The organism is Paenibacillus hubeiensis, from assembly GCF_032334105.1.
In the GTDB taxonomy this organism is placed as follows: domain Bacteria; phylum Bacillota; class Bacilli; order Paenibacillales; family Paenibacillaceae; genus Paenibacillus; species Paenibacillus hubeiensis.
Window position 1 is genome coordinate 87,975 of record NZ_JAVYAE020000015.1, and the last position, 12,958, is coordinate 100,932.

A 12,958-nucleotide genomic window follows, 5' to 3' on the forward strand; every position below is an offset into this window, starting at 1 on the left:
CGACATGGCCATACCTTTTGGTACGGAACAGTTAAGCATATATTACGGGCATTTTCAGGCGGTCAAACAGATCAGCCTGGCATTTCCCGAATCGAGCGTAACGGCGCTCATCGGACCTTCCGGCTGCGGCAAATCGACGTTCTTGCGGTCTTTGAACCGAATGAACGACGAAATTGCCGGCTCCCGTACGGAAGGGCATATCTGGATGGATGGCAAAGACCTGAACGAACCGGGAACGGACGTGATCAAGCTCCGCCAGAAAATCGGCATGGTATGGCAGAAGCCCAACCCTTTCCATAAATCCATCTATAACAACATCGCGTTTGGGCCGCGTTACCGCGGCATGAAAAAGAAGAAGGATCTGGATGAGGTTGTAGAGAAAAGCCTTCGCCGCGCGGCGCTGTGGGATGAGGTCAAAGATCGCCTGAACGATTCGGCACTGGCTCTTTCCGGCGGACAGCAGCAGCGTCTGTGCATTGCACGCGCATTGTCCGTGGACCCGCAAATTTTGCTGCTCGACGAGCCGGCCTCCGCGCTGGATCCGGTGTCCACCGGCAAAGTGGAGGAGTTGATTTCGGAGCTGAAGAAAGATCTGCGCATCGTCATCGTTACCCACAACATGCAGCAGGCGGCCCGGATTTCGGATTTTACGGCATACTTCTACCTGGGCAGCCTGGTTGAGCACGGAGATACGGAGCATATTTTCACGAATCCGGACAACCGCTTGACGCAAGAATACATCATGGGTCGTTTCGGTTAATCGAAGCACACTCGCATGGAATGCAATTTAGTTCAATAAAAAGAAATGGAAGCATAACTCCCGAACGATGAGTTTCGGAGTTATGCTTTTTTTGTGGTAACGTTTGCCACGACAAAAACAGTCATGCTACGATAATCAGGGCCAAGGCGCTGTCCTTGGAGAGCGAATTATAACGATAACATGCGTCAACCACAAAAGAGGGGGCGTCCTGACATCAGGGGGCTCTTTTTGCGTACCCTTTGCTCTTATATTCAAGAACGCATTTATGAAGAAAGTATAAACTCTGCGGAGGGATGAACGTTCTTCGCTACAATACAGTCATGGGAGGATGAAACAGCGATGAGAGACCACGTGAATATTTTGCTGGTAGAGGATGATCCGGAAATTGCCCGCATTTTGACGGACCATCTTCGGCGTGAGGGATATGGGGTGACTTGGGCTTCGAGCGGCCTGGAGAGCTGGGAGGATTTCAGGGAAGGGACCTACCAATTGGTTTTGCTGGATCTGATGCTGCCGGAGATGGACGGGTTCGCGGTATGCAAAAATATCCGGCTGATCAGCGACGTTCCGCTGCTCATGATGAGTGCGCGCATCGAGGAAGAGAGCAAGGTCAGAGGTCTTGGCCTGGGCGCTGACGATTACATTACCAAGCCGTTCAGCCTGGCCGAACTTACGGCCCGCATTGAATCCCACCTTAACAGATATCGCAGATATCAGGGCATCAAGCCGGATTCGACCCATCAACAGTACAACGACGGGTTGTCGATCGACCTGTTGAATCAACGGGTGCAGCTTCATGGGGAAGATATCGTACTGACCAATAAGGAATGGGCTTTGCTCACGCTGCTTGCCTCTCATCCGGGCCGGGCATTCACCAAGGCGGAGCTGTATGAACATGTGTGGAATCAGCCGGTAGCGGGAAGCTCGGGTACGGTCACCGTCCATGTGAAGAGCCTGCGGGCCAAGCTGGGGGATGAGCCCCATCAACCACGCTGGATCCAGACCGTATGGGGCAGCGGATACCGATTTGTAGGAGATTTGGCGGAATGAAGCTGAAGTACTGGCTGATGATTGCTTTCCTCATCGTGATGCTGCTGCCTGTCGCTGCAGGCTGGGCGCTATTCTCCCTGTACGATTACTATAATGATCAGCGCTCCGTAGCGGAATATGTAGAGTTGTCCGGACGGCTGGGTCCCATCGAGCAGGCATTGTCCGACCCGGGCCTGTACCGCCTGCAATCTGCTGATGCCTATGCTTCGCTCTCCGGGCTCGCCAGTGATCAAGTGAACTTTGACCTCTATCTGCCGTCAGGGATCAGGGTGTATACATCCGGTGGGGATCCCTGGTCTGCCGGGGCTTATACCGTCAGGGGTTCGGAACTATATCGCGATCTGTACGACATGCAGATTCGTCATCGCACGTTTACGCTGAAAAAGCCGGTATGGGAAAAGGGTGAACTGGTTGGCATTTACGAGATCGTCATGCTTCGCGGAGAGTGGCTTGAAGGCATCTCGATTCGGACAACATGGGTCGTCGGCTCCGCTGTTATATTCTTTATCCTGTTATATGGCACCGTGCTCTGGCTGCTATCCAGAAAGCTTTTTCGACCGATGAGACAGCTGATGGACAGAATGCATGCTTTTGCGCGGGGAGAGGCTCCCATGGATGACGCACCGGTACGTCGCGATGAAATGGGCACGCTGCTCAAGCGATTTGATGCAATGCAGGAAAAAGTCAGGCAGACGCAGGCAGAAGTGGAGAAGGAGCAAAAAGAGAAAGAGCTCATGGTCGCTTCGCTGTCTCACGATCTGAAGACACCGTTAATGTCCATCAGTGCCTATGCGGAGGCGATTCGTATGGATACGCAATTGGAACCGCCCGAGAGACGGGAGTACTGGGACGTGCTGTTCGGAAATGTGGAGCGGATGAAACGGATGATTGGCGAACTCGAAATGTATACGGCGCTGGGTTCCGGTGAATTGGAGATGGCCATGGTCGAGGTGGAAGGAGAAGAGTTCTTCGATATGCTGCTTGGTAGTTATGGAGGACTTGCCGAGCGTGAACAGATTGACGTAAAAACGGTCGTCCGCACAGATCACCTCTACCGGCTTCATCCCGAACAACTGATGCGCCTGACAGACAATTTGATGAACAATGCACTGCGTCACACAAGAGCGAACGGGGCAATAGGTCTGGGCGTCATTGCTTCAGATCAGCCGCTTCCGGAATGGATCATTCCAACGCTGGATTTGGAGCTGGATAAGTTCAGGAAGGGATCAACCTTGATCCTGCTGCAAAATGAAGGGCCTGCTATTCCTGAAGAACAGCTGGATCGTATTTTCGAACCTTATGTTCAACATCAGAATCAGGAAGGGAAGGCGTATGCAGGAAGCTCAGGTCTGGGATTAAGCATAGCCAAACGGATTGCTATCAAGCACGGAGGTGAAATGCGCATGTGGTCGGCCGAAGGATACGGTACGCTCGCTGCATGCCGATTGCCTGAGATGTAATGCATTGAATAAAATGAGAGAGGACGATGGCGATGATGAAAAAAGGATGGATGATGCTCAGTACGGCTTTGCTTGCAGGTTCACTGCTCGGAGGTTGTGCAGAGAAGGAAATGCTTGGCCTGTCAGGAGATGAGATGATCGAGAAGGTGGTCGCTGCAGAAACGAAACCCGCATCATATTATGCTGAAGGTGAAATGAAAATATGGTCGGACGACAAGCTGAATCACACCATGCACATTAAGGAATGGGTCGATGGAGAGACAGGGCGAAAGCGCACGGAAACAGAGGAGAACGGCCACGTAAGCTATGCGGTCAATAACGGAACGGAAATTACAATTTACGAAAAAGAGACAGGCACGGCGTATTCGATGGACGTATCCGCCATGGGACAACAGCCCGAACAGACCCAGAAGCAGATGCTCGTGGATCAGCTGGAACGGTTGCGGGATTCCCATGATGTGGATATGATGGGACAGGAAAAGCTTCAAGGACAGGACGTCATTCACATTAAGCTGACGCCGAAGGAAGAAGGCACTTTATCCATTTCCTCCGAGTATTGGGTAGACCCCAAAACGTGGATGATTGTCAAAGTCATTAGCACCTATGGCGATGAAAAGTCAGAAATGGTCTATGACCCGATTCAATATGATCCCGAGTTTTCCGAGGATACGTTCGTGATTGATATCCCCAAGGAGGTTGATGTGAAGGATCTGAATGATCTAACGCAGAATTCGGAAGTGAGTTTGGAAGAAGCCGAACAAGCTTTGGGGCAACCCTTTTTGCAGGATATGAACGGGGAGTTGGAGCTGTCGCGGATTGAGATGACTTCACTCGGCGGAGAGCTCAGCAGGGACGAAGTGACATTGTATTATGTCAACAACGACAAGGTTGAAGTGAGTATGACCGTATTCAAGGCGCCGGATGAAGATGGTGATGACACGCTGCTGCCTGATGAGTCCGAGGTTGAGGTTCGTGACACAGAGGGTTCGTATATGAAGAGCATCCGGAACATATCCTGGACCGAGAATGGATTGCGCTACTCTATCATGGGTGAGAACGAAGAATGGACAAAGGAGAAGCTTCAAGCTTGGGCGAAGGATCTGAAGCTGCCCAATCAGCCTTAATTGAATTGGAGGAGAGTGTGAGTCAAGCAATGGATTACGCAGAGCATAACAACGGAGAACGGCGGCGCCTCCACCCGAAAGCTAAACAAGCAACAGCCTTGACGGCCCTAATGGTCAATGGGCTGTTGATTTTACTGGCCGTCGGATATCTGATCGTAGCATGGTTTAGAGATTGGGTGGAGTGGCCGGGATGGCTCGGGACAGGGATTTTTATGATTTCACTAATCTGGTATACCTGGATTTTGCCCGGATTACGTTACCGGCACTTCAGTTTTCGGGTCGCTGATGATGAAGTGGAGATCCATTCTGGCTGGTTGTGGCATACGGATACGATTGTGCCGATGACGCGTGTGCAGCAGGTGGAACTGGAAAGCGGTCCTCTGCTGCGAAAATATGGACTTGCCAAAGTCAGCATCGTTACGGCGGCAGCTACGCTCCACATTGCCGGGTTGGAACGGGCAGAGGCAGAGCAATTGAAGCGCAATATCGGTCATCTGGCGAAGGTGGAAGATCATGATGAATGAACCGAAGCGTTTACATAAGATGTATGTCCTCTTTCCTTTTTTTAGCGTAATGAAGTCCATCATTCCGATTATCGTTCTACTCATCATCAAAGGCGTGGACTGGAGCAAATTTCCGTGGTACAGCTATGCTGAGGCCGTTGTGTGCATCGCGCTTCCTTTTGTTCTGTATGGTTGGATCAAATGGCGTAAATTCAGTTATACGCTGCAGGACGATCGTATTGTGCTGCGCCAGGGCCTATTTGTCCGGGAGGAGAAATCGATCTATTTCAGCCGCATCCACTCCGTCCAGACGCAACAGCCCCTGATTCAGCGGATGCTCCGGCTGGCACAGCTCAAGATTGAGACGCCGGGGGGCAGCGTTGAGGCGGATGGCGTGCTTCCCGCTCTGGCAATTACAGAGGCCGAGCGGATCGAACGGTGGTTATATCAGAAGCGAAGTGAAGCGGTGAAGAGAGAGGACGCGCCTGCGGCAGCACCATGGTCCGAAGAGCATGTTCGCCGCGAAGAGGGAGAAGCTCCCGGACAGAGTGTGGAGCTTATGGAGGGGGCAGCATTCCCGGTAAAGCGAGAGGTTCTGCTGCGCCTGTCAGCCGGCAGATTGTTTGTCGGAGCGCTGACAACGATGAATCTGCCGCTTGTCGTGGTTTTCGGTGCAGGGGTCTATTCATTCGCAGATGACCTGCTTCCGGATCACTTTTACAGCAACCTGGTTGAACAGGCCGGACGGCTGCCCGTAATTTGGTGGCTCGGACTTGTGCCCGTCATGTTTTTGCTGGCATGGATCTTGTCAGCCGTGCTGTTTACGATCAAGTATGCCGGGTTCACCGTGGAGCAGGAAGGCGGAAACATTGCCATCGTTTCCGGTCTGCTCGACCGGAGAAAGCATGTGTTTTCTCCCCGTAAGGTACAGGCTGTGGAGGTCAAAGAGGGGTTGCTGCGACAGCCATTTGGTTATGCCGAGGTGGAGATATATGTCTTGACTTCGGAGATGGAGAAAAAAATGATGCTGCATCCGCTGCTGCCGGTTCGCGATGTGAATGAACTGCTTGCCCGAATCGTTCCGCAATTCGAAATGCACACACCTGCCAGCCGCCCTCCGGATCGAGCCCGCTGGTTGTTCCTGCGCTGGAAACTGCTGGGTGCGGCCGTGCTGGGAACGGCGGGAACCGTATTTCTGGGCCAGGCCGGCGCGCTGCTGTTTCTCTTCGTGCCCTTATGTGCCGTTTGGGGATACGGATGCTTCAAGGATGAAGGGATGAGCATTCAAGGCAAGCAGCTGACGCTTCGTCACCGGACCATATCCCGCAGAACGGCATTAATGCGCAGGCCCCATGTCGTTACGGTGAACACCGCTGCCACGACCGGACAGCGAAGCAAGTCCTTGCTATCCGTTCGGGCCAAGCTTATGGTGAATCGAAGCGGCTTTAGAGCGGTTTTCCTGGAACATGACCAGGCTAATGCCGTGAAGGATTGGTTTCGACAGGCTTCGAACTTGATCTAGTTGGATAGGGAGACTGTTAATCACCGAACAATACCATAAAAGGATGCATATAAATATATGGAGAATCTCAATGTATATATGTACAACGTCTCCAAACATTATTGGCCTCTCAGCCGGGATTTGCGATATCATGCACCCGTTTATCTGGCACTCGTCCGAGTATGGTAATAATACGTTAATTTTATTGACATAAAGTGTGTTGAAGTTTAATCTGTTATATGAATGACCAAGATGAGTAAGTAATATGTGTGAACAAGAACATGACTTATCGATTATGACCTATATAGCGAATGATGACGAGTGGGAGAGACCCGGACAGGCTGAATAAACATTCATGCGGCCGCTTCGGGCACCGAAGGAGCAAGCGGCGTGCACCCGGCACGAACGTTAATCTCTCAGGTAAATGTACCATCGTTGGACGCAGCTCTGGAGAGTGTGCCATGACATGGCGCCGCCCAAGGGGTAAATGATGGGGTCGAACAATCGACCAACATCATGAAACTCTCAGGCATCGAGGACAGAGAGAGGGCTAAAGGCCCTTCTCTGTCCTTTTTGGTGTGTTTATAAGGAAGCATAGTGAAAATATGGATGCCTTGGATTCGGACATGATGGAGTCGGCGGGGCAGTTACATGGAGGGGTGCAGGATGCGTTTCAAAGATGTGTTTTCAATTATTGGCCCGTCTATGACGGGGCCATCCAGTTCACATACGGCAGGAGCGGCAAGGCTCGGCCGAATTGCGCGCCAATGGCTCGGCTTTATGCCCGAGCGGGCGCGGTTAACGTTGTACGGCTCGTTTGCGGATACGTATCAGGGCCATGGCACCGATCTTGCGCTGATCGGCGGCCTTCTCGACTATGCAACCGACGATCCGCGCATTCCGGATGCGGAGCGATATGCGGAAGAAGCCGGAATGGATGTCGAATTCTATACGAGCGGCCTGCCTGCCCCGCATCCGAATACCGTCAAGATCGAACTGCGGCACGGCGAACGCCAATGCTCGCTGGTTGGTGCCTCCATCGGCGGCGGCAGCGTATCGGTGCACGCGCTGAACGATTTCCGCGTGCAGATCAGCGGCGAATTCCCTACATTGGTCCTGCGCCATTCCGACAAGGCCGGCGTCCTTGCCTCGGTGACGTCAACGGTCAGTTCCTCCGGCGTGAACATCGGTTACATGCAGGTAGACCGCAAAGCCCGCGACGGCGAAGCGTTGACGGCGATGGAGATGGACGGTCCGCCAAATGCGGAGATGCTGAACCGATTGCGTACCCTGGAACATATGCTGGACGTTCGGGTCATTGATTTGAAGAGAGGGGTGGGTCACGATGCGGTTTAAACATTTGCACGAGCTGAGCGCCATCTGCACGGCCGAATCCAAGTCGATTGCGCAGCTTATGGTCGAGGAGCAGGTAAAGGAAACCAATGTCCCGGAAACGGACGTTGTGCGGCAAATGTCGGAATATTATCAGGTGATGAAGGAGGCTGTGCGTAAAGGACTGACGGAGGACACCACTTCGCGCAGCGGATTGACGGGCGGAGACGGCAAAAAGATGGCCGCGTACATTCGCAGCGGAGAAACCTGCTCGGGTGATGCTTCTGCGCTTGCAATGGCCTATGCGCTGTGCGTATCCGAGGTGAATGCCTCCATGGGACGCATCGTGGCGACGCCGACGGCGGGTTCCTGCGGCATTATCCCCGGCGTGTTCATTAGCGCCCAGGAGCGGTTTGGCTGGAATGACGAGCATTTGGTCAATGGTTTGTTCTGTGCCGGAGCCATCGGATACGTCATTGCCAACAATTCCTTCATCTCGGGAGCCGAAGGGGGCTGCCAGGCTGAAGTGGGCTCAGCGATCGGCATGGCAGCAGGCGCAATGGTGGAGCTGCGCGGAGGCACGCCGGAGCAGGTCGTGCATGCAGTCGGTCTTGCGCTCAAAAATACGCTGGGCCTGATCTGCGATCCGGTGGCCGGGCTAGTAGAGATCCCTTGCATCGTCCGCAATGGGCTGGGTGCCGTGACTGCACTGGCTGCCGCGGATATGGCCCTGGCTGGCGTGCGCAGCGCGATTCCTTCGGACGAAGTGATCGATGTGATGCTGGAGGTGGGCAGCGCCATGCCGAGCAGGCATCGCGAGACGGCCCAGGGAGGTTTGGCGCAGACGCCGACGGGGCGCAAAATGATGGAGAAGCTGGCCAGACCGAAAGCGAAGCGTGCGCCCGAGCCTGAACTGCAAACGGGAGAAGAACAACCTTCCGAGTAGACGGAAATGGTGTCATTGCCATGATTTCATCGATATTTAAAAGCCGATGCAAGTTCTTCCATAGGAAGAGCCGCATCGGCTTTTTTGAGCATGGGGCACTTACTCGGGTTTCAGCGGCGTGGTTCCCAGAACGGCATATCCATAGGCGGGAAGCTCCACGGCGAGCGTGCCTCCTTCCAGGGCGATCCGGTGGTCGCTCTCCAACAAATCGGCCCATTCTCCTTCGCCTGCTTCAAGCTCGAACATGGCCGTTTCTTCGGAGCGGTTGAATAACACGAGAATGCGTTCCTCGTCGCTTTGCCGCTCCAGCACCAGCTGGCTGCCGCCTGGGCTTGCTTGCGGGAAGCGGATGCTGCCTTTCGCACGCAGGGCGGGATGGGCATGGCGAAGCGCAATGATTGTTTTGTAGAAGTCCAGCAGCTCTCGATCTTGCTTCGCTTCGTCCCATTCCATGCATCTGCGGCATTCGGGATCTCCCCCGCCCTCCAGACCGATTTCATCCCCGTAATAGATGCAGGGGGCTCCCATGTAGCTGAACTGGAACAAGGCTGCCAGCTTCATCTTGCGTTTATCCCCTTGAGCCAACGTGAGCAGCCTTGGCGTATCGTGGCTGTCCAGCAGGTTGAATGCAACCTCGCTGGCCTGGTGTACATATCTGGACAATTGTTTTGCCATGGCATGCACGAATTGATCCGCATGCATCTTTCCCATCACAAAAAAGCGGTTAACGGCTTCGGTGAACGGATAATTCATCGCGGCGTCGAATTGGTCGCCCTGCAGCCATGCCGAAGCTTCGTTCCACACTTCGCCCAAAATGTAGGCATCCGGGTTGGCTTGCTTGACCACGCGCCGGAAATCCTGCCAGAACGCATTGTTGACTTCGTCGGCCACGTCCAGCCGCCATCCGTCCGCTCCGACATCCTTGATCCAATACTCCGCGACCTTGAGCAGATATTCCTTGACCTCGGGATTTTCCGTGTTCAGCTTCGGCATATGCGGCTCAAAACCGAAAGTATCGTACGTGGGTACGCCGTCCTTCACGTCAAGGGGAAACTCATGAACGTGAAACCAGTTCGCATAACGGGATTTCGACCCGTTCTGTTGTACGTCGACGAAGGGAGCGAACGTTTTGCCGGAATGGTTGAACACCGCATCGAGGAGCACCTTGATTCCGCGCTTATGGCACTGTTCCACCAGGCGTTTGATCGTTTCCGCATCTCCGAAATGGCGATCCACTTTCAGATAATCTTCCGTATCGTACTTGTGGTTTGTGGTTGCTTGGAAAATCGGAGTGAAATAGATGGCCGTGATGCCGAGCTCGCTCAAATAATCGAGATGGTCCATGACACCCTGCAAATCTCCGCCGAAAAAGTTGAAAGGCGTAGGTTCGCTGCCCCATGGTTCAATGTCCTTCGGATTCCGGGAAGGATCGCCATTGGCGAATCGTTCGGGGAATATTTGATAGAATACGGCGTCTTTGACCCAATCCGGCGGTTCAAAAACGGCTCCGGGATGTATGTACGGGAACTGGAACATGCGGCCGGGATCGTCAGGCTCCTCCTCTTGAAAGTCGGTTTCGGTCATCCAGATCTGCTCTTGCCCGCTTTTGAGCAAAAAGGCGTACTTCAGCCGATGATAGGGCGGCTTGACCTCTCCTTCGAAGTAATCAAACATGGAATCGGAGGCATACTTGCTTAAAGGAATCAAGGCTCTCGTTTCTTCCCAGGCATATTTGTCCCCGGTCAGCGCAAGGGCCTCGGTGAGATCGTCTTTTTTGGCGCGAAGCCGGAGACGAATCGTATCTTTGTCGTAGGCATAGGCCCAATTGCGTTTGGATTGGTGATAGATGGCTTCCAGCAGCATGTGATGCATTCCTCCAATCATAATGAACATGAACCGACGTGATATCGGCAGTTTAGGTATAATTGAGATATATTACCTCAAAGAAGCAGAAAGGAAACGATGATACGCATGAAACCAAAATTGTTATACATTGAGGACGACATCGAAATTTCCGCATGGGTCAGGGATGACCTTGAAGAACGAGGATATGACGTCGTTTGGCTCGCAAGCGGCGAAGGAGCCACGGAGGCGGCAAATGGATGCTCCTTGATTATTCTCGACGTGATGCTGCCCGGATTGGACGGATTCACGGTAGGGCAACGACTCAAAAAGGAACATCCCGCGGTCCCGATCGTCATGCTTTCGGCCCGGACGTCGATTGACGACAAGCTGCACGGGCTTGAATTCGCGGACGACTACGTGACCAAACCGTTTCATCCGGATGAGTTGGCCGCCCGAATCGAGGTCCAGTTGCGCAAGTCGGGTACCGCAGTGGCGTCCGGTCAAACGATCAGGCTGGAGCACCTCTCCATCCATGAGCAGGATCATCGGATCGTCAATGAAGAAACGGGAGAAGAGATTATTTTATCGGGAAAACAGTATCACATCTTCGCCTACCTGCTCCGGCACATGGGCATGATCCGAACCAAGGAGCAGATCTACGAAGCGGTATGGAACGAACCTTACCTTGACGGCGACAAGACGTTAATGGTGCATATTCGCCATCTGCGGGAGAAGCTGGAGCGCGATCCGGCGAATCCGACGATTTTGCAAACGGTGCGCGGCGTTGGATATCGCGTGAAAAAACCATGATTCGCCGTTGGCGGAAACGGACTACAGTAGAAGCGCCCCGCCAGACTCGAAAGGGCAAATCGGAGAACGTGCGCAAGCTCCGGTGGACGCGTTCCTTGATGTCCCGTTATATTCTGCTCATTTTATGTGCGGTATTATTTGTTCCGGTCGTCCTCCCAATCATTTCTGTAACATATGCCGTCATTGCCAACTACACAAACCATCATGTGGACCAGACTCCGTATGGCGATGCAACGGGATTCGGGAAAATGTGGATCGGCGAAGGTCGGAGGCTGGACGGGGTTCCCCCGAAGGAAGTGGATGCACGGCTAAGGAAGCTGCATGACGATTATCCCGAGTCTTCGATATACCGGGTTAACGGCAAAGGGGAGACCGAGCTAATTCTGCCGGGAACCGGCGTGGAAGTGGCTGTAACGAAAAATGCAGCTAAAGCGGAGACTCGATTGAAGTGGATGCTTGGCGAACAGCGAACGGAAGTTACCCTTATTCCCGCTGTCTGGGAAGCGTCCGACATGCTGCAGTTCATGAAGGATGCTTCCTACCGCGACCCGTTGACGGCGGTCGCTTTTGTGGGCGGCGGGAATGTGGACAAAGGGCAGGGGTTTATGGTCATCGAGATGCCGCGACATATGTTGGAGATGCAGCGCAGCGAACCTTGGGAGTTTTTGTATTTGCTTACGTTTATGGGCATCGTGTTCCTGTTCTTTATCTTGATGTCGGTCCTGTTCTTTGCCCGCATTCGCAAGCGGCTGATTCGGCTGCAAACGGCGATGGTGGATCCGGGCAAAGAAGGCATTCCGCTGCCTGTCAACGTCCGTGCATCAGATGAAATCGGCCAGCTGGAGGAATCGTTTAATCAGATGGTGCACCAACTAACGGATAGCCGGCACCGGGAGCGGGAAGAGGAACAGCTGCGCAAGCGGCTTGTGGCTGGGCTTTCCCATGATTTGCGCACGCCGCTTACCGTCATCCGGGGCCATATGCATGCTTTGCACAAGGAAGCGCTCAGCGAAAACGGGCTCCGTGCGTTGATGCGAATGGAAGCTAAAATGGACGACCTGGGCGGACTCATTGACAACATGCTCTCTTACAATTTGTTGGCGAGCGGAAAATATACGCTGAAGCTGGAGGATAAGGACGTTTTGCGTATCGTGAGGGAAATGGCGGCATCCTGGTATCCGGTATGGGAGAGGGAGCAATTCGAGATCGACATTGATCTGCCGGACGAATCTTTGATTTGGCGCGTGGATGAACAGGGATTCAGGCGCGTGCTGGACAATCTGTTTCAAAATGCGGTGCGGCATGCAGCCGCAGGCCGGTACATCGGCATCGCCACGGAAGAAATCAAGGGTCAACGGGTCATCGTGGTGCGTGATGCCGGCCCAGGTATGCAGAAGGAGTCCGAGACCAGAGGAACGGGGCTTGGTTTATCCATCGTCGATCTGCTCATTCGCGAAATGGGGCTGCGCAAGCGCGTGGAAAGTTCGGCGCAAGGTGTTGCGATTTATATCTACAGCAGCGTTAACTAGTGACATCCCCGGGAACGCGTTTTTTAAACTAAACTTAAACTTCGGGCACCCCGGCTTTTAACCTTGAGCCTTTAATATGGGTTTCGAGGTGATTAAAC

11 protein-coding genes and 2 riboswitches are annotated in these 12,958 nt (G+C 53.4%); of the genes, 10 read left to right on the forward strand and 1 reads right to left on the reverse strand.

Annotated features, from left to right (window positions below; translation table 11 throughout):
• Window positions 1-4: 4 nt before the first annotated feature.
• The 8 genes from pstB (at window position 5) to sdaAA (ending at window position 8,676) form a co-directional block, all read left to right on the forward strand.
• Window positions 5-760, forward strand: a complete 756-nt coding sequence (gene pstB / locus RSX24_RS26640; RefSeq protein ID WP_236417613.1) for a phosphate ABC transporter ATP-binding protein PstB — start codon at window positions 5-7, stop codon at window positions 758-760.
• Window positions 761-1,099: 339 nt separating this feature from the next.
• A complete protein-coding gene (locus RSX24_RS26645; protein WP_339275777.1) occupies window positions 1,100-1,810 on the forward strand; it encodes a response regulator transcription factor in 711 nt (236 codons plus the stop codon).
• Window positions 1,807-3,270 carry a sensor histidine kinase gene (locus RSX24_RS26650; RefSeq protein WP_343262260.1) on the forward strand — a complete coding sequence of 488 codons (1,464 nt, stop codon included), beginning with the start codon at window positions 1,807-1,809 and terminating at the stop codon, window positions 3,268-3,270. The genes RSX24_RS26645 and RSX24_RS26650 overlap by 4 nt, the downstream gene beginning before the upstream one ends.
• A 32-nt stretch (window positions 3,271-3,302) precedes the next feature.
• Entirely contained in the window at window positions 3,303-4,394 is a 1,092-nt protein-coding gene (locus RSX24_RS26655; RefSeq protein ID WP_343262261.1) for a LolA family protein, read from the forward strand.
• Window positions 4,395-4,411: 17 nt separating this feature from the next.
• Window positions 4,412-4,918 (forward strand): PH domain-containing protein, encoded by a 507-nt coding sequence (locus RSX24_RS26660; protein ID WP_343262262.1) that lies wholly within the window; start codon window positions 4,412-4,414, stop codon window positions 4,916-4,918.
• Complete coding sequence (locus RSX24_RS26665) at window positions 4,908-6,419, forward strand: PH domain-containing protein (RefSeq protein WP_343262263.1); 1,512 nt, start codon at window positions 4,908-4,910, stop codon at window positions 6,417-6,419. Before RSX24_RS26660 ends, RSX24_RS26665 begins: the two co-directional genes overlap by 11 nt.
• A 291-nt stretch (window positions 6,420-6,710) precedes the next feature.
• Window positions 6,711-6,839, forward strand: a riboswitch (glycine riboswitch).
• Window positions 6,840-6,843: 4 nt separating this feature from the next.
• Window positions 6,844-6,942: riboswitch (glycine riboswitch) on the forward strand.
• A 122-nt stretch (window positions 6,943-7,064) separates the two neighbouring features.
• Window positions 7,065-7,754 carry an L-serine ammonia-lyase, iron-sulfur-dependent subunit beta gene (gene sdaAB / locus RSX24_RS26670; RefSeq protein ID WP_343262264.1) on the forward strand — a complete coding sequence of 230 codons (690 nt, stop codon included), beginning with the start codon at window positions 7,065-7,067 and terminating at the stop codon, window positions 7,752-7,754.
• Window positions 7,744-8,676, forward strand: a complete 933-nt coding sequence (gene sdaAA / locus RSX24_RS26675; protein ID WP_343262265.1) for an L-serine ammonia-lyase, iron-sulfur-dependent, subunit alpha — start codon at window positions 7,744-7,746, stop codon at window positions 8,674-8,676. Before sdaAB ends, sdaAA begins: the two co-directional genes overlap by 11 nt.
• Window positions 8,677-8,775: 99 nt before the next feature.
• On the opposite strand, the gene RSX24_RS26680 is transcribed toward sdaAA, so the two are convergent.
• The gene (locus tag RSX24_RS26680; protein ID WP_343262266.1) at window positions 8,776-10,539 is read right to left on the reverse strand and encodes an alpha-glycosidase; all 1,764 of its coding nucleotides are present in this window, start codon (window positions 10,537-10,539) and stop codon (window positions 8,776-8,778) included.
• Window positions 10,540-10,647: 108 nt separating this feature from the next.
• Between RSX24_RS26680 and RSX24_RS26685 the strand changes: the two genes are divergently transcribed.
• Both RSX24_RS26685 and RSX24_RS26690 read left to right on the forward strand, forming a co-directional pair.
• On the forward strand, window positions 10,648-11,331 hold the full coding sequence (locus tag RSX24_RS26685) for a response regulator transcription factor (RefSeq protein ID WP_236417603.1): 684 nt from the start codon (window positions 10,648-10,650) through the stop codon (window positions 11,329-11,331).
• Entirely contained in the window at window positions 11,328-12,860 is a 1,533-nt protein-coding gene (locus RSX24_RS26690) for a HAMP domain-containing sensor histidine kinase (protein WP_343262267.1), read from the forward strand. Before RSX24_RS26685 ends, RSX24_RS26690 begins: the two co-directional genes overlap by 4 nt.
• The last annotated feature ends 98 nt before the right edge of the window (window positions 12,861-12,958 follow it).

What these genes read in the sequence shown, in the direction of transcription:
- RSX24_RS26650 (WP_343262260.1), top strand. Translation starts at nt 1,807, where the DNA reads ATGAAGCTGAAGTACTGGCTGATGATTGCTTTCCTCATCGTGATGCTG.
- RSX24_RS26645 (WP_339275777.1), top strand. Translation starts at nt 1,100, where the DNA reads ATGAGAGACCACGTGAATATTTTGCTGGTAGAGGATGATCCGGAAATT.
- RSX24_RS26665 (WP_343262263.1), top strand. Translation starts at nt 4,908, where the DNA reads ATGATGAATGAACCGAAGCGTTTACATAAGATGTATGTCCTCTTTCCT.
- RSX24_RS26685 (WP_236417603.1), top strand. Translation starts at nt 10,648, where the DNA reads ATGAAACCAAAATTGTTATACATTGAGGACGACATCGAAATTTCCGCA.
- RSX24_RS26655 (WP_343262261.1), top strand. Translation starts at nt 3,303, where the DNA reads ATGATGAAAAAAGGATGGATGATGCTCAGTACGGCTTTGCTTGCAGGT.
- sdaAB (WP_343262264.1), top strand. Translation starts at nt 7,065, where the DNA reads ATGCGTTTCAAAGATGTGTTTTCAATTATTGGCCCGTCTATGACGGGG.
- pstB (WP_236417613.1), top strand. Translation starts at nt 5, where the DNA reads ATGGCCATACCTTTTGGTACGGAACAGTTAAGCATATATTACGGGCAT.
- RSX24_RS26680 (WP_343262266.1), bottom strand. Translation starts at nt 10,539, where the DNA reads ATGCTGCTGGAAGCCATCTATCACCAATCCAAACGCAATTGGGCCTAT.
- RSX24_RS26690 (WP_343262267.1), top strand. Translation starts at nt 11,328, where the DNA reads ATGATTCGCCGTTGGCGGAAACGGACTACAGTAGAAGCGCCCCGCCAG.
- sdaAA (WP_343262265.1), top strand. Translation starts at nt 7,744, where the DNA reads ATGCGGTTTAAACATTTGCACGAGCTGAGCGCCATCTGCACGGCCGAA.